The sequence below is a fragment of the Paraprevotella xylaniphila YIT 11841 genome, from assembly GCF_900683745.1.
Lineage (GTDB): Bacteria > Bacteroidota > Bacteroidia > Bacteroidales > Bacteroidaceae > Paraprevotella > Paraprevotella xylaniphila.
In genome coordinates, this window is the sequence record NZ_LR215980.1 from 2,143,045 (window position 1) to 2,163,623 (window position 20,579).

Here is a 20,579-nt window from a genome sequence, read left to right on the forward strand (position 1 = left end):
CTTCTTTTCCGCATAACCATAAAATCTTATTTGTTTTCAATCATATTGCCATTTTCCCCTAAAAAATCCATTGCAAAGAAACAAACAAAAATCAGAAACTTCATAAAATAACTATTGCGAATATTTTAGCGTATGTAACATCTACCACTTTTTCTTGCAAAAAGCCGATTCCATACATTAAGGTAACAATGCATATAAATTCTTCACTTACATAGAACTGAATTATAAAATAAATATCTGGATATAAGACAAGAACAGGATATACCGGTAGGTTTAGAAGAAAGGAAAGAATGTAACATCAGGTTACATATTCAAAAACGAAATCAGATTATAGTTAAAAAAGACCAAAGCCTACAGTTATCCCAACTAAAATAATACAGTATTCATTCAAACCATTATATAACCACCCCTTTTAAACAGAGATAGCAAATACTTATCATCTCCATCCTTCCGTAAAATCCCCAAATCATGTTTCATTGGTGCCAAAGATTGTGAAAGATGTTTCTTCTCCATACTTTTACACCAGAAACCAGATAATCCAATGAATTTTTAGTCCCCGCATTCATAATGCAGACCTGCAATGTAGAGATATTGCTTAATATACCATCCAGACAATGACATAATTGGACGATGCTAACGTCGCTTATTCGCTACCCAAAGACAAGCAGGATGTGAACTTTCAGGAACACCATAAAAGATGTCTACGAGTTTGTCCAAACCATTTCTGCCAAAGGACATCATTGTGTCCTGAAGGCCATGGACAATTACAGTGCGTTGCTCATTTACCTGCTTTCAGAGGCCGGGATAACCCGTCAATCTTGAGAAGTCCGCTGAAGATAAAACAACTTTGCCCGTATAATGCTTATCACCACCAAGACAGATGAGATGGATACACAGTTCATCGCCTTTATCAAAAAAGCGGATGGGCCGGGCCACGTCACCTCCACCCGTTGAGCTAAATATACCCCAAATACATTCTCTCTACACAGTGGCTCCCCCCCTTTATGCCTATACAGCATATGAGCGCCGGAGGATGTGAAAGGGGAACCTCGCAACGGCCATAAAAAAACCCGTTCCCCCGCCCGGCATGGGCCGTGCGCGGGGGAACGGAATGGAAAAAGGCGGCTACCTACTCTCCCGCCTTGCGGGCAGTACCATCGGCGAGGGCGGGCTTAACTTCTCTGTTCGGGATGGGAAGAGGTGGGACACCGCCGCTATAGCCACCATGATGGATTCGAACTGCGGCACGCGCCGGGGCGCGGACCGAGTGTGGGACACAAGTCAAACAAACAAAACGAAAGGATGACGAACAGGAATGCCATGTGCGGGCAGGGATACCACGAACGGCGAAAGCTTTCGGGCTATTAGTAGTGCTCGGCTTTGGCGTCGCCGCCTTTACACCTGCACCCTATCCACGTCATCGTCTTTGACGGCCCTCTAAAAGGAAATCTAATCTTGTGGAAGGCTTCGCGCTTAGATGCTTTCAGCGCTTATCCATACCCGACGCGGATACCCGGCGGTGCGCCTGGCGGCACAACCGGCAAACCGGAGGTCGGTCCGGCACGGTCCTCTCGTACTAGTGCCCGAACCACGCAAATTTCCAACGCCCACGATAGATAGAGACCGAACTGTCTCACGACGTTCTGAACCCAGCTCGCGTGCCACTTTAATGGGCGAACAGCCCAACCCTTGGGACCTTCTCCAGCCCCAGGATGTGACGAGCCGACATCGAGGTGCCAAACCACTCCGTCGATATGAGCTCTTGGGAGGGATCAGCCTGTTATCCCCGGAGTACCTTTTATCCTTTGAGCGACGGACCTTCCATGCGGAACCGCCGGATCACTATGCTCCAGTTTCCTGCCTGTGCGGCCTGTCGGCCTCCCAGTCAAGCGCCCTTCTGCCATTACACTCTGCGGCCGGTTACCAATCGGCCTGAGGGCACCTTGAGGAGCCTCCGTTACGCTTTTGGAGGCGACCACCCCAGTCAAACTACCCGCCAAACGCGGTCCTTGTATCCAACAAGTTAGTACCCAGACGGCCAAAGGGCCGTATTTCAACGACGGCTCCAAAGGCACTGGCGTGCCTCATTCTACGCCTCCGGCCTATCCTACACATCGACGGCCCGGGTACAACGTTAAGCTGTAGTAAAGGTTCACGGGGTCTTTTCGTCCCATCGCGGGTAATCGGCATCTTCACCGATACTACAATTTCACTGGGATCACGGTTGAGACAGTGTCCGGATCATTACACCATTCGTGCAGGTCGGAACTTACCCGACAAGGAATTTCGCTACCTTAGGACCGTTATAGTTACGGCCGCCGTTTACCGGGGCTTCAATTCGGGCCTTCTACATAAGTATGAGCCCTCCTCTTAACCTTCCGGCACCGGGCAGGTGTCAGGCTGTATACGGCTTCTTTCGAATTTGCACAGCCCTGTGTTTTTGTTAAACAGTTGCCTGGACCTATTCTCTGCGCCTCGTTTACACGAGGACCCCTTGTTCCGAAGGTACGGGGTCAATTTGCCTAGTTCCTTAACCGTGAATCTCCCAAGCGCCTTAGTATGTTCTACCCGACCACGTGTGTCCGTTTACGGTACGGATGACTTGGTGCTGGAGTTTAGCGGGTTTTCTCGGGAGCATGGTTACCGGCGCTGTCGCGTTGCCCAGAAGGGCGCCGCGTACTTTCGCGCTTCGGCTCGGGAGGTGGGCTTGCCTGCCTCCCTCGTAACCTTTGCGCTTAAACCCCCTTTTCCGTCAGGGGGCGGCCGTGTCACTTCTCCGTCGCCGCGTCACACACCAAGACAGTAACGGAATATTAACCGTTTGATCCATCGCCCTCGCCCTTAGGCTTATGCTTAGGGACCGACTCACCCTGAACCGATTGGCGTTGTTCAGGAAACCTTGGTCTTTCGGCGGGAGGGGATCGCACCCTCCTTATCGTTACTTATACCTACATTTGCTTTTCCATCCGCTCCAGAGCCGCTCGCGCGGCGCCTTCGACGCAGGATGGAATGCTCCCCTACCGATATTCTCATATCCCACGGCTTCGGTAACTGGTTTCATACCCGATTATTATCCACGCCCATCCCCTCGACTAGTGAGCTGTTACGCACTCTTTGAATGAATGGCTGCTTCCAAGCCAACATCCTAGCTGTCTGGGGGGACGGACTGCGTTAGTCTAACTTAACCAGCATTTCGGGACCTTGGCCGGTGGTCTGGATTCTTCTCCTCTCGGGCACGGACCTTAGCACCCGTGCCCTTACTCCATGGATTGGCCGGCGCGCATTCGGAGTTTGTCAGGACTTGACAGGCGGTGAAGCCCTCGCATCCTATCAGTCGCTCTACCTCGCGCCGGGAACTCCACAGGCGGCACCTAAATGCCTTTCGGGGAGTACGAGCTATCTCCGAGTTTGATTGGCCTTTCACTCCTACACTCACCTCATCCAGAAGCTTTTCAACGCTTATTGGTGCGGACCTCCATCCCGTGTTACCGGGACTTCATCCTGGACAAGTGTAGATCACCCGGTTTCGCGTCTGCCACCACCGACTCCTGCGCCCTTTTAAGACTCGCTTCCGCTGCGGCTGCGGGGCTCATGCCCCTTGGCCTTGCCGGTGACGGCAACTCGTAGGTTCATTATGCAAAAGGCACGCCGTCACGCCCAATGGGCGCTCCGACCGCTTGTAGGCGCACGGTTTCAGGATCTTTTTCACTCCCCTAACAGGGGTGCTTTTCACCTTTCCCTCACGGTACTGGTTCACTATCGGTCTCTTACGAGTATTTAGCCTTGCCGGATGGGCCCGGCTGATTCACACAGGATTACACGTGTCCCGCGCTACTCAGGATTCCGCTACGCTTCGCATGGCTTCGTGTAAGGGGCTGTCACCCTCTATGGCGGAACTTTCCAGTTCCTTCCACTCGCCATCACTCTTGCGACATCGCGGTCCTACAACCCCGGCGATGCCTGGACAACGCCGGTTTGGGCTATTCCCCGGTCGCTCGCCACTACTGGGGGAATCATTATTTATTTTCTTCTCCTGCGGGTACTAAGATGTTTCAGTTCCCCGCGTTCGCCTCCCGCTCTCGCGGGATAACGTTTCTTCAAAACGTTGGGTTGCCCCATTCGGATACCCGCGGGTCAATGGCCATTTGCGCCTCACCGCGGCTTGTCGCAGCTTATCACGTCCTTCATCGCCTGTAAGAGCCTAGGCATCCGCCGTGCGCCCTTGAATACTTTCGCCTCGGCCGCCGGCCGCCTTCCACCAGGGAAGATACGGCAGGCGGGCCTGCCTGCACATGTTCGTTAAAACATACCTCGTTCGCTTTCTTTACGTTTTGTCTGTCCAACATGTCAATGATCGCATGCCCCCTCGGGGCCGGGTGGAGAATAACGGATTCGAACCGTTGACCCCCTGCTTGCAAAGCAGGTGCTCTAGCCAGCTGAGCTAATCCCCCCGAAAATACCCGCGTAGTCCCAGGCAGAGTTGAACTGCCGACCTCCACATTATCAGTGTGGCGCTCTGACCAACTGAGCTATGGGACTGGCGTGACCCTGTGACCCGGATGCGGGCGGGCGGCGGAAACGCCACCGGGCGGAAGCTGAGCCTCCTGCATCCCTCACTTATCCTTTTTTAAGCCTCACATACCAAAACAAGAAAGACAGCCGTACAAGAGGAAACTACCCGGGAGCGGACGCGGAATGGACCGTTTTGCGGGAAGGACCCCAGAAAGGAGGTGTTCCAGCCGCACCTTCCGGTACGGCTACCTTGTTACGACTTAGCCCCAATCACCGGTTTTACCCTAGGCCGACCCTCGCGGTCACGGACTTCAGGCACCCCCGGCTTTCATGGCTTGACGGGCGGTGTGTACAAGGCCCGGGAACGTATTCACCGCGCCATGGCTGATGCGCGATTACTAGCGAATCCAGCTTCGTGGAGTCGGGTTGCAGACTCCAGTCCGAACTGAGAGGGGTTTTAGGGATTGGCCAACCGTCACCGGGCAGCGGCCCTCTGTACCCCCCATTGTAACACGTGTGTCGCCCCGGACGTAAGGGCCGTGCTGATTTGACGTCATCCCCACCTTCCTCGCACCTTGCGGTGGCAGTGTCCCCAAAGTGCCCGGCATTACCCGGTGGCAACTGGGGAGGGGGGTTGCGCTCGTTATGGCACTTAAGCCGACACCTCACGGCACGAGCTGACGACAACCATGCAGCACCTTCGCAGGAGTCCCGAAGGAAAGGGCCGTCTCCGGCCCATGCACCTGCGATTCAAGCCCGGGTAAGGTTCCTCGCGTATCATCGAATTAAACCACATGTTCCTCCGCTTGTGCGGGCCCCCGTCAATTCCTTTGAGTTTCACCGTTGCCGGCGTACTCCCCAGGTGGAATGCTTAACGCTTTCGCTTGGCCGCCGACACTATGTCGCCGACAGCGGGCATTCATCGTTTACTGTGCGGACTACCAGGGTATCTAATCCTGTTTGATACCCGCACCTTCGAGCCTCAGCGTCAGTAATGCCCCGGTACAATGCCTGCGCGATCGGAGTTCCTCGTGATATCTAAGCATTTCACCGCTACACCACGAATTCCATGTACCCTGTGCATACTCAAGGCTGCCAGTTTCAACGGCGGAACGCGGTTGAGCCGCGCCATTTGACCGCTGACTTGACTGCCCGCCTACGCTCCCTTTAAACCCAATAAATCCGGATAACGCTCGCATCTTCCGTATTACCGCGGCTGCTGGCACGGAATTAGCCGATGCTTATTCATAAGGTACCTGCAAATGGCCATACATGGCCAACTTTATCCCCTTATAAAAGGAGTTTACAACCCGTAGGGCCGTCGTCCTCCACGCTACTTGGCTGGTTCAGGCTCGCGCCCATTGACCAATATTCCTCACTGCTGCCTCCCGTAGGAGTTTGGACCGTGTCTCAGTTCCAATGTGGGGGACCTTCCTCTCAGAACCCCTACCCATCGTCGCCTTGGTGGGCCGTTACCCCGCCAACAAGCTAATGGGACGCATCCCCATCCTTTACCAATTAATCTTTATTCATCAAGCCATGCGACTAAACGAATTCATCGGGTATTAAACTTCCTTTCAGAAGGCTATCCCCGGGTAAAGGGCAGGTTGGATACGCGTTACTCACCCGTGCGCCGGTCGCCATCAAACTTAGCAAGCTAAGTTCATGCTGCCCCTCGACTTGCATGTGTTAAGCCTGTAGCTAGCGTTCATCCTGAGCCAGGATCAAACTCTCCATTGTAGAATATCTTTTTGACCCGCCTTACGGCGGGGCATATCGTCTGTTCCGGACTCCCCGAACTTGTCACGCCTACCGGCGTGCCGCTCCTGGTTCCCCCTCAACTCGAATGAGGGGTATGACGGTTCGTTTCTTTTTTACCCTTGGACATTTCTCAAAGAGGAAACAACCTCCAAAAAAACATCCAAGCTCTTGTACTACTTTCTCTCTTTATGTAAGACTTTCAATGAACTCTTTCATTTACCGCCCCCGCTCCGCAACGGCCACACAAGGCCTTGCTTCCCGAAAGCGAGTGCAAAAGTACAACCTTTTACCATAACTGCCAAACGTTTCACCAACTTTTTTCCGGGCCAACCCCGGCACAAGGACACACAAGCACAACCACATGGACAAGAAACACGCTGTAAAACACGTGTTTTACAGCAGGAAACACCGAACACACTGAGGGATTTTTTTTTCAGAATGGAAGGAGGTAGATAGAAAAGAAACGGAGGACAGGGGACGGAAAACAGCGAAATGAAGGAAGAAGAGGCGGCAAAGACGGCATGGAGAAAGAAGGGACAGGACAGGCCTATCGGCGCAGGAGGCACGAACAAGGGGGCACGAAAGGAAACATCCTCATATATATTAAGGTGGAGGCAGGCAAAACAAGAAAAGAGCGGGATGCCGACGGTTGGTTGGAAGCAAGGGGAACGGGCGGATTGCGGAAAGGACGGGACGGAAACGGACGGCCTGACCGACATGCCAAAGCGGAAACTTGCGCCTACCGGACGAAAAGCCATAAACCCGGGAGGGAACGCGAACAGTACGTTTATATCCCGTATGTGATCATAAATAAAGAGCCATGTACCCTCGAAACCGAGTTTGACATGACTCTTCTACATATTCAGTTATAACATATAACCTTCTCCGGTTTTCATTTCAGTTTGGACATAATCGATTCTTATTCAAATCAATAAAGAGTCCCCCAAAAAACGAAAAACTTTCACTTCACACACTTCTTCCCGTCCACGACATACACTCCGGAAGGCAACCCCTGCAAGGCAGCATTCCGCTTCACCGCCGACCTGACAAGTTTTCCGTCTGTAGTGTAGACATTGACCTTTGCATCCTCATCTGCTCCTTTCACCAACCGTACCCCCGTCTGTTCACCATCTATATAAAGATTCAAACGCTTCGGGAAAACTCCCTCTAGCTCCAAATAGCCTCGGAAAGCTTTAATTTCCGTTCCCGTTTCGGCTTTTGAAAATACGTTCGGTCCATAAGCATATACATTATCTCCGTAGGACGCCACCTTTTGGAAAGTTCCCTGCAAACAAGCCGTAACAGCTCCATCTGAAACAACTGCTGCACCGGACGAAACGGCATCTGCATCTATTGTCACTTTCTCATAAGTTTGCACAGAGAGCGTCTGAGCCACCTTTACCAGATAAGGCACTCCCGCTACCATGTCGCGCACATTCCCAAAATTCAAGTTACAATCCTCTCCGGCCAATTCCACGCTTTCCAACGCCTTCACCTCTTCAAAATACTTTCGAACCTGAGCCGAAGACAAATCAAACGGCAAGCAAACCATATTCCACAGCCCCGACAACAAGTTCTGCCGTACTGTCACCGTGCCATACGTCCCGTCCCGCACGTCAAAACGACTATCGTCCTCACTCAACTCCGATACGTCACTGCCATAATACATCAGCTTCACATCTGCCAAACCAACCCAATTTGCCGTATTGCCGGCACCGCCCACCAGACCTATTTCAGCCGTACGAGAAGAGACCGCACCTTCCACTGAGAAATAATCTAGCACCGCAGATGTCACGTCAGTCTGCTGCCCGTTCAAATACAGAGCCACATTCATGCCTGCCACATCGGCACTGCTCAATTCCACCTTTCGGAATGCCGCAGCCGTCAATTCATAGTTTCCATTCGGGAGCGAACCCACCGTCTGGTAAATGGGGCGTTTCCCATCCTTCAGTTCATTGCCCGGACCAATCCAGTTTTCATAGAACACACCACCTCCGTATTCCCCATTCTGTGCAGTATTGACCAAGGAACGGAAGTTCACCGTCCCGTCGTTCAACCAGCCGCCGTCCGCATCGCAAGCGGCATTATTCACCTTGAACGTCATGTCAAAAGCAATGCCGTTCAGCGGTTCCGCATCTATCACGTACCTCTGGCGTGCGGACTCTAAATTCTCGCACGCTTTCTGCACAGCCGACACATCTACGGCTTTCTCAGCCTCCGTTGCGGCAGACGCAATGTTGTTCTTGAAAATCGTAAGCGAAGAACTCAATTTAGGGACAGAATTCCCGGCAATCTCCTCTGCCACCATTTTCCGGTTCCGATATACTTCATAATCCACCATGACACTGCGGGCATTCTCTATTTCCTTCATCAAGCCAGACAACGCCCGCCCCAGAGAATCCACTGTAATGGAAGACACGTCTACTGCCACAGCCTCATCCAACAACGTTTCTACAGCTTGCGGCAAAAGTTCGCGGTCGAGTGAGCGAGCCACATCCACCTGTGCCTCCCACGTCTGTCGCAAGTCATCATCTCCTACGCCCAGATACTCCAATACGAAATCATTCATCACACACCACATTCCGGCATTATCGCATACTGCGCCCACGGCCAACTGTCCATCACCCACAAAAACATCTGTGTAAATACGCGAAACGGTTGCATCGGCATTCAAGTCCTCTGCATTCTGCCCCAGATGCAATGCCGTATTCTCCCCATCGGCCCGCGTCTTATCCACACTATACACCGAAACCGGCAAACCACCGGTAGTCTTCACATACAACCGGAAGTGCTTATTGGAGGCGCCCAAATCGCTTCGTGCCTGCATACTCACCCGGTAATTTCCTAACGGGAGTCCTGTCAACAATTGATGACAATCAAAAGTGGTATGCCAGAACTCCATCACCCCCTGACTGAACTTAGGATAGTTCGCATCCGATACCGTAAGCGTCCACCCGGTCGTATTCCCAATGTCAAAACCAGCATTTTGTATCCGTGCCGTCAAATCGACCGGATGTGCAACAGACGCATTATCCAAACGGTATTGCTCCATCGCATCCAGCAAGGTATGATAAGCCGCCATACGTTCACGTGCCTCACCGGACACCAATAATACACGCGCCTCATCGACCGCCTTTTTCAGAGCACCGCCCTTGTCTTCACCATACGTCAACGTATCTGAAGCCGCCACCGCTTCTTCAAGCAACATGTACGGACTTTGATACTCCAAAGCCACGTCGGCAAACGACACCCACTGACATGCATTATTCAAACCAGATTCCACTCCCACTGTCAAATCTTGGTCAAGTACATCCGTCGCCACTTCCGTCCCACGCAAAACCTTAACCGATGTCACCGGAGACCTGCCGTCATTGGCAAACAATTCTATTACCCCTCCGTCGGCTCCTTTCTGTGCAACCGCCTTGAAGATATAGCGCCCAACAGGCAACCCGGATGCAGACGCATAAATCAAACGCTGTCCGGCCAAGAAATTGCCCGTACAATAACGTTCTATCATGTTCTCTCCCATAGCATCCCCACGCTGCGCATCCGACCCGTCTATGGCAAACACACGATAATTACCACCTTCAGCATCGGTCATCCAATGCGTACGGTTATCAAACATCACGTCGTTTCCCGAAGGTAACAGACACCCTCCGTCCGGCAAAACCGAACTGACATCCACGGCTTTGCCCACATGGGGTAAATAGACCTTCCAAGCCTTATCCAAATTCTCATAAGCCCTGAAAACCTCATCGGCCGAACCCGCTGCGGCAAAAAGATCCAATGCTTCTTTCAATGAGGCATCGTCCACTCCCTCCGTCTCCACAAACTTCTTATACCTCTCGTACGCGTCCTTGTAGTCCTCATAATGCACCTGCAACAGGTGTATCTCTCCCAACACGCGTTGATAACGCACGGCCGTCTCTATCCCATCCGAAGCCGATTCTTTCAATCCGAGCAACTGCAGCCAAAGCGCAGGTGTCACCTCATCCTCCCGAATGGCATCCGCCTCTTTTCGCATAGCGGACAAATCAACTGACAAATCCGTCTCCCCAAGGTAAAGCAAACTAAAGTTATCCATGGCAAACCAATTCATACCATTCGCCGAATAAGCATAATTCTGATCGGTCATATTCTTGGCTCCGAAAGTCACCTTGCCCTCTTCGCCGACATAGAACTCTACCGTAAAACGTCCGGCCTCCCCATCCAGTGAAGCCACCGGCGTATTTACCCCGTCGGCATACAAATATACATCTTTTACATAATTACGGGCAGCCTCTCCGCTCTTGCCTTGTTGCGTGGCAATGACAGATGCCCCCAATTCATATTTACCCGGCTTCAAACCTTCAAGGGTCTGGAATATGTTAAAACGTTCCTGTCCCCAACAAGTCCGACCATCCTCCGAAGCCGTACGTTTACGTTCGATATAAGGTTGGCTTAACCCCGAAACTGACGACACACCCTTTTGAAAACCTTCCACGTCCACCGCCCACAGTTCAGGTTTCTCACAATCAGGGTCCGGCAAAGAATGAGTCAACTCATTCTCATTGGGAATAATATGGAAGGATTTCTCTATCACGACTCCCGACTGGTTGGTCAAACGGAATATCAACTCGTGCTCCTGGTCATCCTCTAAAGTATAGGTATAGGAACCTCCCGTGGCCAGCTGCCTGCCGTTCTCATCATACCATATTTCACTTTCTATGTAATTCCAGTTCGCATAAGAAGTGCTCACGGTCAGCGAACGCCCTTTTCCCATCAAGACTTCACTGCCTTCCACCACCTGACCGTTATATACGGCCGTTGAGGACAACGTTCCTTTAATCCCCTCACCGCGTACGGACACGGAAAACATTTGTGTACTCTCTATTCCATGGGTATTCGTGTACGTAAGACGATATATTCCGGAATGTTCAGCCGTGACTTGCCGTTGCTGTCCGGCCGCCCCGTCATCCCATGTCCATTTTCCCGTATTGCTCTCCCCCTCGGGTAAAGTAGCCGACAAGGTCAATACAGCCCCCGGTTCCACATCTCGGATTTCCGCATATTTTCGGGTTTCTGTCTTTCCGGCTATCACAGGAAAAAGAATTGTAGGCACTTGTTCCGCAGTAACCGGCCGGTCACTGTACATCAAGTCGCCGAACCCTGTATGGTCATACCCACCGCTGTTGTTCCCATACGAACCACCGCCACGCTCCATACCGATAATCCCTTTCATCGTCCGGCAAAAGTTCATCGGGATTCCCATCCGGTTCTCGTAATGATTGATGAACAACTGCCAAATAGGGCGCCATTGCCCGCGTCCGGTAGCATTCAATCCCCCCATCCACCAATTCTGTTTATAAGGCAGGTCGTCCGTGCCACTATTGTATGCTGCCACGTATTCTGCCGCACCGGCAACCATCGCCGCACCGGCCTGGCCTGGTATTAGCGTATTCGTCAAATTGCAAAAAGCATTGTCTCCCTGATTGTAAGCCGACTCAAAAGCGTACGACAACAAGCCCAACGCCGCCATGGCATGCCCTTGATCGCGCCCGCTCTCTTGCATTTGGTTCAAATAACCTAAGGGGGCACGCTCATCTTTATGGAACCAAGGTATCAGTCCCCAACCATAGCCGCACAAACCCTGTCCGAACGCATCGGGATGAAGGGCCGTCACGCAAAGCGACTCATTGCCCGGACCTTCTTTCAACCAATACATACCGTAATTATATATGTCCGGTAAGTCGCATAATACCCCTAAAGAAACACAGAAAAGCGCATTTCCCAATCCCCAGTTACTATGGTAATGATACCAGTTTTGTTCGCGCTCTACCGTATCATGCCGACGTTCCAAAAAATCTTGTGCCGTAGTAAACCATACATCTATCATGTATTGCTTAAACAATTCAAAATCTTCTTCCGGCCATTTCTTATAATCGCGCATGATTTCGGCAGCATTGATAAACTGGTAACCGATAAATCCGGGAATCAACGAAACATTCGTATTGCCGGCAAGTCCTTTGTTATAGATACGGTAAGCATTCAATACGTCTATGGCCACGTCGCCATAGCCCTCATCTCCCGTAATCTTCCATAACAATGCACATTGATAAGCCCGCGCCGCATTACGGTAAGCATTCATATAATTCTCCTGACCGGATATTCCACGTGAAATATACTCGTTCACGCCCCAGTTATGTCCGTGGTCTCCATTTACGGGAGGAGCCGTACGCAAGGCTTCCAATGCCTCCAAAGCATGCTCATCCCCTGAGGCCAAGCGAGCACGCACGGCCTCAAAGTCATCCTCCGAGTGTAGCAGGCCAGGGTGGCGGAAAGCTGCCTCTTGGGCATATAACGTGCCTGCCACGAGAGCTACACTAAATAAACACAATAATAATCTTCGTTTCATGACAATAAAACTTTTCTATCCATATATTTTCAGCAAAAAAGAATGCCGCCCTTTCCCAAAAAAGGATACAGCATCCCCTCTATTTCATAAAGGACTTACCAAATATCCCATCCTCCGTTTTTATTCGAATACGCCTCGATGATATCATGTTCAGAGGCGTTACCGCCATAACCGATATTCACGTCACCACCCGCATTCACACTGCAAGCCATCATATCCGAGACTTCCATCTTTACCATCTCCACACGGGGAGACACATACGTTTTCTTTTCCATTGTCTATTAGTTTTTATAAGTTCATACCTTTTATTTGATTACTTTCTTTCCGTCCACGATGTAGATGCCGCGTTCCAAGCCACGGAGGGCTTCAGCCTTCTTCACACCGACCTTCACCTTCACGCCACTCAGAGTAAACACATCAACTATCTTTCCGCCATCTTCCGCCGTGTTACCCAACACTTCACCGACACGAGTCACCGATCCGTCTATTTCGATGAGCAAGCGGTTGACACCGGCAACCGGAGATTCCGACTCCACATTGATATAGGCGCGGAAGCCTTTCAGGCTTACCTTGTCTGCTTGGTCGGCCAAATAGAACATATCGTCATTGATAAAGTATGCCCCTTGCGGTACTGTGGTGGCACCGTAGTTTCCGGTCATCGAAACCAAATTCATCGGAAAAGCTTCCGGCTGTTTTGCACTGACCATCACCCCGTCTGCCTTGATTTCCGTCACAGTTCCTACCGGCTTCACCAAATAAGGCACACCGGCTTCCACGGCATCCACCTTGCCGAAATCCAACGTAATATCCTTTCCCGACGCTTGCATTCCACCTAACCGCCTTACCTCACCCAGTTTATTGGCCTCAATCTGTTCGGCAGTCAGGGCAAAAGGCACACAGAAAGTGTTCCACTTTCCGGCCACCAACTTGCGCTGAAGGGTCACATCAGCATACATGTCAGCTTTCACGTCATAAGCCTTGGATTCATCCAAAGCCAAAGCCTCGGCCTTGGGAGCCACTTTATAGAGTTTCATGTCGTTACAGCCTATCCAGTTGGCCAGATTGCCCTCTTCCGTCTTCACGCCCAAACGCATTTCCCCTTCCGTACTCTGACAGAAAGAGACCTCACGATAAGCCAATGCTGTAGACTTCACCTCATCTCCTCGTTTCTCTCCGGCGTATAAAGCCACCTTGGCTTCACCCGTACCCGGGACGTTATTCACCGGCCCCGCAAAGGTAGCCAAACGCATGGTATAAAATCCTGAAGACAAGTTTACCGTTTGATATATAGCCCATAAGCCATCCGGTAATACGCCATCAGCATAACATTCAAAGAAAGCATCCCCACTCGTTTCACCGGTTTGAGCTGCATTATGTTGTGCACGAACTCCCCAACCTGCAACATTCGCATTATCACCGTTCCATCCTTCTACTGCACTCCAACTTCCGAAACCTGAAACATCCGGATTCTTCAACATAAACGTCATGTCGAACTGTTGTTCACCCATAGGGGTAGCCGATTGTACAAAAACCCGACGAGCATTCTCCAAAGCATTATAGCAAACTTGAAGTTCCTCAACCGTTTCAAGTTGAACATACCCTTCTGCTGTTTTTATGGCAAGTTCAAAAACATTCACCGTTTCTTGGTCTGCCGTAGAATTCTCCTTGTACGTCAAACATTCTGCTAACAATCCGGCTATATCTTTTGATACGCCAACCATTGACGCACATTTTTCCACAGCCTGTTTCAAAGTATTATAAGCGGCATAACGTTCCTCCAACGTAGCAACCGGCATTTCAATAGCCTGTTTCAGAACAACCTGAAGGTTTTCCGGCAAATAAGCCACATCTATAGCCTGAGCTTCTGCTAATTTAGCATCATATAGCCCCTGTATCTCCTGAGCCCCATCGTTGACTAAAGTCAAACGGAAATTATCAAAGAACAACTGCAAACGAGCCTCCGACTTATGTACATTTACTCCAATCCGTACCTTGCCGTCCACAACAAGCACACTGCTAGTCTCAACCCGGTTCCTCTCTTTATCAGCCGCCCAATCTACCGCAGCCCGCTCTACCGAACCTCCATGATTCCAATTCATTTTAGTCGTAGCCCTTGCCTCCGAACTTTGAATATAGAGGTTTGTCTTATCACCAATCGTTGCATGTTCTTGCACAGATACACGATAAAGTCCATTGGGCACATCAACCTCTTGATAAAAGTCCAAAGTGGGTGCCCAATGTGCATTGAACCCAAAGAAAGGCATGCCATGGCTCATATCAGGTTCCTCCCCACAAGTCCAACCGTCCACCGTATTATCCTCAAATCCAGGATTCACCACCATCAACGGAGTAACATCCAAATTGGCGACTTCATCAGTAAAGCCGTTTCCTTTTTTATAAAACGCCTTACAGGATGCCAACAGTTCATTTCCGGCAATAGCCCAGACTTCTTTCTCTTTTGATGCAAAAGCCTTATCGGAAGCAGCGTCAATGGCCGATTGCAATTCATTTTTAGCAGTTTCTTCTGTCACAATCATGTTTTTCAAAGACTCTGCATATCCTTTAGTATTCAAGTAATTGGATGCAAAATCTGCCTTCGCCAGATTCACCTCAGCTATCAAGTTGTCTATTTCGGCTATGGCTGCAGCAAACTCCTCTGAAGTGGTACAAGATTCCTCCTTTACTGCGCCCAACTCCTCCAAGTAAGCTGTAGGCACCTGCCCTTCAAGGTTCTTTACCAAAATATGTGCCTCTTCCACTTTCTCCTTCAAGGCATCTGCCATGGCACCCATATCCTCTCCCAAATATTCTACCTTGACACGGGAAATAGCCAACCAGTTGTTACCATTGTTTTCACTAGCACGCAAACCGACTCGCAACGTACCGTCGGCCACCGTACCGACTACGGAAACTTCTCCCCACACATTGGTGGATACGGCTTCCTGACCACTATTGGCAAACAGGTACAGACCTTCGGCACAAACATCTCCACCGCCTTGGGCACGCCCCATGGCTACTGCTGTCACTTTGTAACTTCCGGCAGGTAGTCCTTTTATTTCCTGCCATATCAAATCGGCATTCTTAGTGGGCACATTGCTATCCGTCCAATATTCTATCCCCATACCGGCATACGCTTCACTGTTTATCGCAGAATTATTCACATTATAACCTGCAGACCGATTTAAAGGATCCTTTTTCCATCCATAACTTTCCATACACGAGGCATTGGACATCGCCCCCGACATATCCATGGGATTACCTGCATTTACGGCATCCACTATGGATTGGTCTGCCAAAATACTTACGGCCGAAAGGACAATATGATTGTTATCACTCCCTCTCTCTCCTGTTTTTATCCCTAAAGAAAGAAGACCGTCCTCTCCGACAATTACCTCTTTCAATTCATACTTTGTCATGGTATAACCTGTTGTAATATCTGCTGCATTCTCATTGGCAAACACTTGCATACCATCCTTCAATGTATGGTCACCCAAATTCTGGCATTCCGCCCACATGACCACGGTATATTTTCCCTGTGGAAGTTTGGCATCCTGATATATGATTTTCGTATTGGCTTCATAATGATAACTAGCATCCTTCCAACGTTCCACGCCATTGGGACATGGGCATTCCCCTAGGATTACATCTTTATTGTTAGGATCATTGGGTATCGCATAAATCCGGAAATTTCCACCAGTTACGCCTGTCTTCCATCCCATCTGCCCATCATACATTCCCGTACTCAGTGTAGACATCTTGGCATTCCGCATCACCCAACCGGACAAATCCACTTGTCCGTCTTCTGCTCCAATCTGCAACCCGCCCATCGCATACTCATAAACACTCTTGTCCGTCACAATCCTTTTAGCTCCGTAAACCTGTTGGGAAGCCAAAGATGCCGCACTCATCAGCGCTGCTGTGAATAGTAATTTTTTGTTCATTTCTACATTTTTAATGAATTAAACTTAGGTTAATATCACTTTTTCATTTGTTTTTATACGGCTTACGAACATACACCACCAAGAAGCACAATGGGATCTTTGTTTTTAATTCTTTTAACCCTTATCGTCTAGTACATTAACATTCCACGCCATCCATCAATCGCAAAAAACCGTTCATAAAACACAATAAAACAAAGATTTGTTTGAAGAAATGGACAAAAAGCCTTATTTTGCAGAAATTTTCAGTCAGCCAACTTATCGGGAAAAAGGGCTGACTCACGAAAACAAGGAAGCGTATGGCATTAAAAAAATTCTTTGCGTGCTGTTTTTGCTTAGTATGTGGAATAACAACTGTTCCGGCTCAAAAGCAACTGACCGGAAAAGCCAGTTATTATTCCGACAAGCTACATGGAAGAAAAATGAGCAACGGCGAAAGATACCACCGCGACAGCATGACCTGCGCACACAAGAAGTACCCTTTCGGTACCCTGCTGAAAGTACGTAACCCCCTAAATGGGAAAGAAGTGGTGGTGAGAGTAACCGACCGCGGCCCTTTCTCGAAACGTTATGTCATCGACCTGTCCAAGGCGGCAGCACGCGAGTTAGGATTCATCCGGAAAGGATTTTGCCAAGTGGAAATCACGCGGATACACCCCAACCGCATCCCATTCAGACCGGAAGATGCCGAAGAAATTCCGGAACTGCACTTGGAATACCAGGATATAGTGACCTACCCTGTACCGGCATGGCAGCAGGAAATGTTAGAAGAAAAAAAGCCCCAACCGACAAAAATCAAGAAACTTAAAATCGACAAGAAATAGAATTCAATTTGTAGACACAAAATGGAAAAGAAACTCAGAAAAGAGTCTGTTTGCGTACAGGCCGGATGGACGCCAAAGAAAGGCGAACCACGCGTTTTACCTATTTATCAAAGTACTACTTTTAAATATGACAACAGCGAACAGATGGCTCGTTTGTTCGACTTGGAAGACACGGGATATTTCTATACCCGATTGCAAAACCCCACAAATGATGCTGTGGCTGCCAAGATTGCCGAACTGGAAGGAGGCGTAGGTGCCATGCTGACATCTTCAGGACAAGCGGCCAACTTCTATGCCGTATTCAACATCTGTCAGGCAGGCGACCATTTCGTCACCTCCAACACCATCTACGGCGGAACCTACAACCTCTTCGGGGTAACGATGAAGAAATTAGGCATTGAATGCACATTCGTTGACCCGGAATGGGACGATGAACGCATTGAAGCCGCCTTCCGCCCGAACACCAAATGTTTCTTCGGCGAAACCATCTCCAACCCGGGCGGCCACGTGTTCGACATAGAACGCTTTGCCCGCATGGCCCATAAGCACGGCGTGCCTTTGATTGTGGACAACACGTTTGCCACGCCCATCAACTGCCGCCCGTTTGAATGGGGGGCAGACATCGTGACCCATTCCACCACCAAATATATGGACGGGCACGCCACATCGGTGGGCGGTGCCATCGTGGACAGCGGGAACTTCGACTGGAACGCCCATGCCGACAAGTTCCCGGGACTTTGCCAACCGGACGAAAGTTACCATGGGCTGACTTATGCCAAGGCTTTCGGCAAGATGGCTTACATCACCAAAGCCACGGCGCAACTCATGCGTGACTTAGGTTCCATCCAAAGCCCCCAAAACGCATTCTTGCTCAACCTCGGACTGGAAACCCTGCACCTGCGCATGCCGCAGCATTGCCGCAACGCGCAGGCCGTGGCCGAATACCTCGAGAAAAACGAACGAGTGGCTTGGGTGAACTACTGCGGACTGAAAAGCAACAAATATTATGAATTAGGGCAAAAGTATCTGCCGAACGGGTCATGCGGTGTCATCGCATTCGGTCTGAAAGGCACGAAAGAGGATGCCATACGGTTCATGGACAGCCTGAAGATGATTTGCATCGTGACGCATGTGGCCGATGCCCGCACGTGCGTGCTGCATCCGGCCAGCCATACGCACCGCCAACTCTCCGACGAACAGTTGCGCGAAGCCGGAGTGGCACCCGACCTCATCCGCCTGTCGGTCGGCATCGAAAATGTAGAAGACATCATCGAAGACATCCAACAGGCATTGGATGCATCAAAATAAGTGGCGGTAGACGCTAGCTGTGGTGAAAGCCAAAGCTTAAAGGTTATCCCTACAAAAACAACCTTCCCCGGAAAACGCAGACCAATACGTTTCCGGGGGAGGCTGTTTTTTGAAGGACACGGTTCCTCAGTGCCCTGATTTACCACCCAACTTCTTCCGCAAGATTTCGCGCACCTCGTCGGCCGAAGCCCCGACAGCCAACAGGGTTCCGTCACTATCGACAAGGAAAGTACCTCCGCCGGAGTTTCCTATACCGTGTAAAGACCATATATTATTGGCATCCTCCACCTCGGCATAACAGGTCCATGGGTAGCCGTCTTTCCGCACCGCCTGTTCCATGTCGCTCCGGTGCTTCTCACGAGCTATGCCCACCACCGTGAAGCCCTTGTCCTTGAACTCCTCATAAACGGGTATCATGGATTTGGAATTCGCGCGGCACGGCCCGCACCACGAAGCCCATAAGTCTACAAGGGCTATCTTGCCACGTATCAGGCCGGACATACGCAAGGGGCGGCCGTCGCTACCCGTAATCTCATAATCGGGATAAGGCTTCCCCACGGCCAATGTCCGGCATTGGCGCAAAGCGTTCACGACGGCATGGTAGGGATGTCCCGGTAAATAACCGGCATAGACGGAATCATAAACCGCCCATAACGCTTGTTTCAGACTGTCCGGATGATCGGGATAATCCAACTCAAAACGCAAGAAAGACAGGCCGGACACCGAAGGCTTGCGCACCGCCTCACGGAGCCGCCACGACTTCTCTTCTGCACGGCAGACGGCAAGGTAGTCCTCCAAAGCCATCATACGGGGCGAATAAAGCCTGCGGGACTTTTCCAGACTGTCCAGTTGCTTATAAATCTTATTTGCCTCTTCCTGCGTCTCTGCTGCCCTCAGGCGTTCATACAAGTCCTTGCCTGCCGGAGTATAACAATCATCCTCACTGTAAAGGGTATCCACTCGGGCATTGTACAGTGCATACTTGGGACTGAATATGCTATCGACCTGATGCTCCACATACAACATGATCCGGTTCTCCGTCCCGTCGGTCTCCACTTTCGGCCTTCCCTTATCTGGAAAAGTAATATGCAGGGTGGCATTCTCCCCCAAGAACTTTGCAGGATAGTAACCTCCATTCAACCAGTCGTGCCACAGATAAAGTTCCCAAGCCTCCGCATGGTCTGTGTACAAATCATATTCAAACTTCCCGTTATGCACCGGAATAGAAATAAAAGGCTTTACCCTAGCATCCAACCCGTAGCGGTGCAACACGAGGCGGCTCGCCTCCGTCGGCTTCTCCACCATCCCTGTCAAGCGGCAATGCAGCTTGCCTTCACGTTCCTCCTTCAAGTTCACGCCTTTGATGAATCCACCGCCTTTTCCTCTTTCCATGAAGTCGAACGAAGTATCACGGCCATCCAACGGTGGAAAGACCAGACGGAAACTCACATTACCGGAATCGGGCATATACACGTGCTGCCCCAACGCCACCCCCTCGCAACGCCGCAAGGGATAGTCTAGCCCCGTCACAGCACCGCGCAAATGCAGGACGGAATCCAACTTGAATCCAATACCCCTTGCGGTTATAAGCCTCCATATACAAGGTCGTAGTTTCCGGTGTGCACTCCACGCGGCTGATTTCCACCGTCTCCATGTTACGGTCGCCCACTATGGGGTTCTTCACATCGCAAACTTGCGCTTCCTGCGCCCTCAACAGCCCTCCGCCGCACAAGAGGACAATCGCCGACAATAGATAATTCAAATAATGTCTCATCGTTTTTCATTTATTAAAGTTTTCTTATCCCAAGTCCACGTTTCCGTATGGAAATAACGGCAATCCCT

General features: G+C 50.5%; 8 protein-coding genes, 2 tRNA genes, 3 rRNA genes and 1 pseudogene. 4 read left to right on the forward strand and 10 right to left on the reverse strand.

Going from position 1 to position 20,579, the window contains the following annotated elements; translation table 11 throughout:
* Positions 1-630 precede the first annotated feature (630 nt).
* Positions 631-906: pseudogene (locus E0E47_RS17880) on the forward strand (IS110 family transposase); the annotation flags it as partial.
* A 210-nt stretch (positions 907-1,116) separates the two neighbouring features.
* Here E0E47_RS17880 and rrf read toward each other — a convergent pair.
* The 5 genes from rrf to E0E47_RS09215 all read right to left on the reverse strand — a co-directional run bounded on the left by rrf (position 1,117) and on the right by E0E47_RS09215 (position 6,252).
* Positions 1,117-1,228 (reverse strand): 5S ribosomal RNA (gene rrf, locus E0E47_RS09195).
* Positions 1,229-1,343: 115 nt separating this feature from the next.
* Positions 1,344-4,237 (reverse strand): 23S ribosomal RNA (locus E0E47_RS09200).
* A 140-nt stretch (positions 4,238-4,377) separates the two neighbouring features.
* Positions 4,378-4,451: transfer RNA gene (locus E0E47_RS09205), tRNA-Ala, on the reverse strand.
* Between the two features lie 14 nt (positions 4,452-4,465).
* A tRNA-Ile gene (locus E0E47_RS09210) sits at positions 4,466-4,539 on the reverse strand.
* Between the two features lie 184 nt (positions 4,540-4,723).
* Positions 4,724-6,252 (reverse strand): 16S ribosomal RNA (locus E0E47_RS09215).
* The 16S, 23S and 5S rRNA genes sit together here with 2 tRNA genes alongside, the layout of an rRNA operon.
* A gap of 513 nt (positions 6,253-6,765) precedes the next feature.
* Between E0E47_RS09215 and E0E47_RS09220 the strand changes: the two genes are divergently transcribed.
* On the forward strand, positions 6,766-7,077 hold the full coding sequence (locus tag E0E47_RS09220) for a hypothetical protein (protein ID WP_130893533.1): 312 nt from the start codon (positions 6,766-6,768) through the stop codon (positions 7,075-7,077).
* A 157-nt stretch (positions 7,078-7,234) separates the two neighbouring features.
* Here E0E47_RS09220 and E0E47_RS09225 read toward each other — a convergent pair whose 3' ends face one another.
* From E0E47_RS09225 to E0E47_RS17590, 3 genes are all read right to left on the reverse strand, one after another.
* A complete protein-coding gene (locus E0E47_RS09225) occupies positions 7,235-12,667 on the reverse strand; it encodes an alginate lyase family protein (protein ID WP_130893534.1) in 5,433 nt (1,810 codons plus the stop codon).
* A 95-nt stretch (positions 12,668-12,762) separates the two neighbouring features.
* A complete protein-coding gene (locus E0E47_RS09230) occupies positions 12,763-12,942 on the reverse strand; it encodes a hypothetical protein (protein WP_008628132.1) in 180 nt (59 codons plus the stop codon).
* Between the two features lie 30 nt (positions 12,943-12,972).
* Positions 12,973-16,608, reverse strand: a complete 3,636-nt coding sequence (locus E0E47_RS17590; RefSeq protein ID WP_232038387.1) for a hypothetical protein — start codon at positions 16,606-16,608, stop codon at positions 12,973-12,975.
* 296 nt (positions 16,609-16,904) lie between these two features.
* On the opposite strand from E0E47_RS17590, the gene E0E47_RS09240 reads away from it, so the two are divergent.
* Both E0E47_RS09240 and E0E47_RS09245 read left to right on the forward strand, forming a co-directional pair.
* Complete coding sequence (locus E0E47_RS09240; protein WP_130893535.1) at positions 16,905-17,429, forward strand: septal ring lytic transglycosylase RlpA family protein; 525 nt, start codon at positions 16,905-16,907, stop codon at positions 17,427-17,429.
* Between the two features lie 21 nt (positions 17,430-17,450).
* Complete coding sequence (locus tag E0E47_RS09245) at positions 17,451-18,737, forward strand: O-acetylhomoserine aminocarboxypropyltransferase/cysteine synthase family protein (RefSeq protein WP_008628137.1); 1,287 nt, start codon at positions 17,451-17,453, stop codon at positions 18,735-18,737.
* Between the two features lie 126 nt (positions 18,738-18,863).
* On the opposite strand, the gene E0E47_RS09250 is transcribed toward E0E47_RS09245, so the two are convergent.
* Positions 18,864-20,267 (reverse strand): TlpA family protein disulfide reductase, encoded by a 1,404-nt coding sequence (locus E0E47_RS09250; protein WP_232038388.1) that lies wholly within the window; start codon positions 20,265-20,267, stop codon positions 18,864-18,866.
* Positions 20,188-20,511: a hypothetical protein gene (locus tag E0E47_RS17595; protein WP_232038389.1), complete on the reverse strand. Its 324-nt coding sequence runs from the start codon at positions 20,509-20,511 to the stop codon at positions 20,188-20,190. The genes E0E47_RS09250 and E0E47_RS17595 overlap by 80 nt, the downstream gene beginning before the upstream one ends.
* Positions 20,512-20,579: the final 68 nt, after the last annotated feature.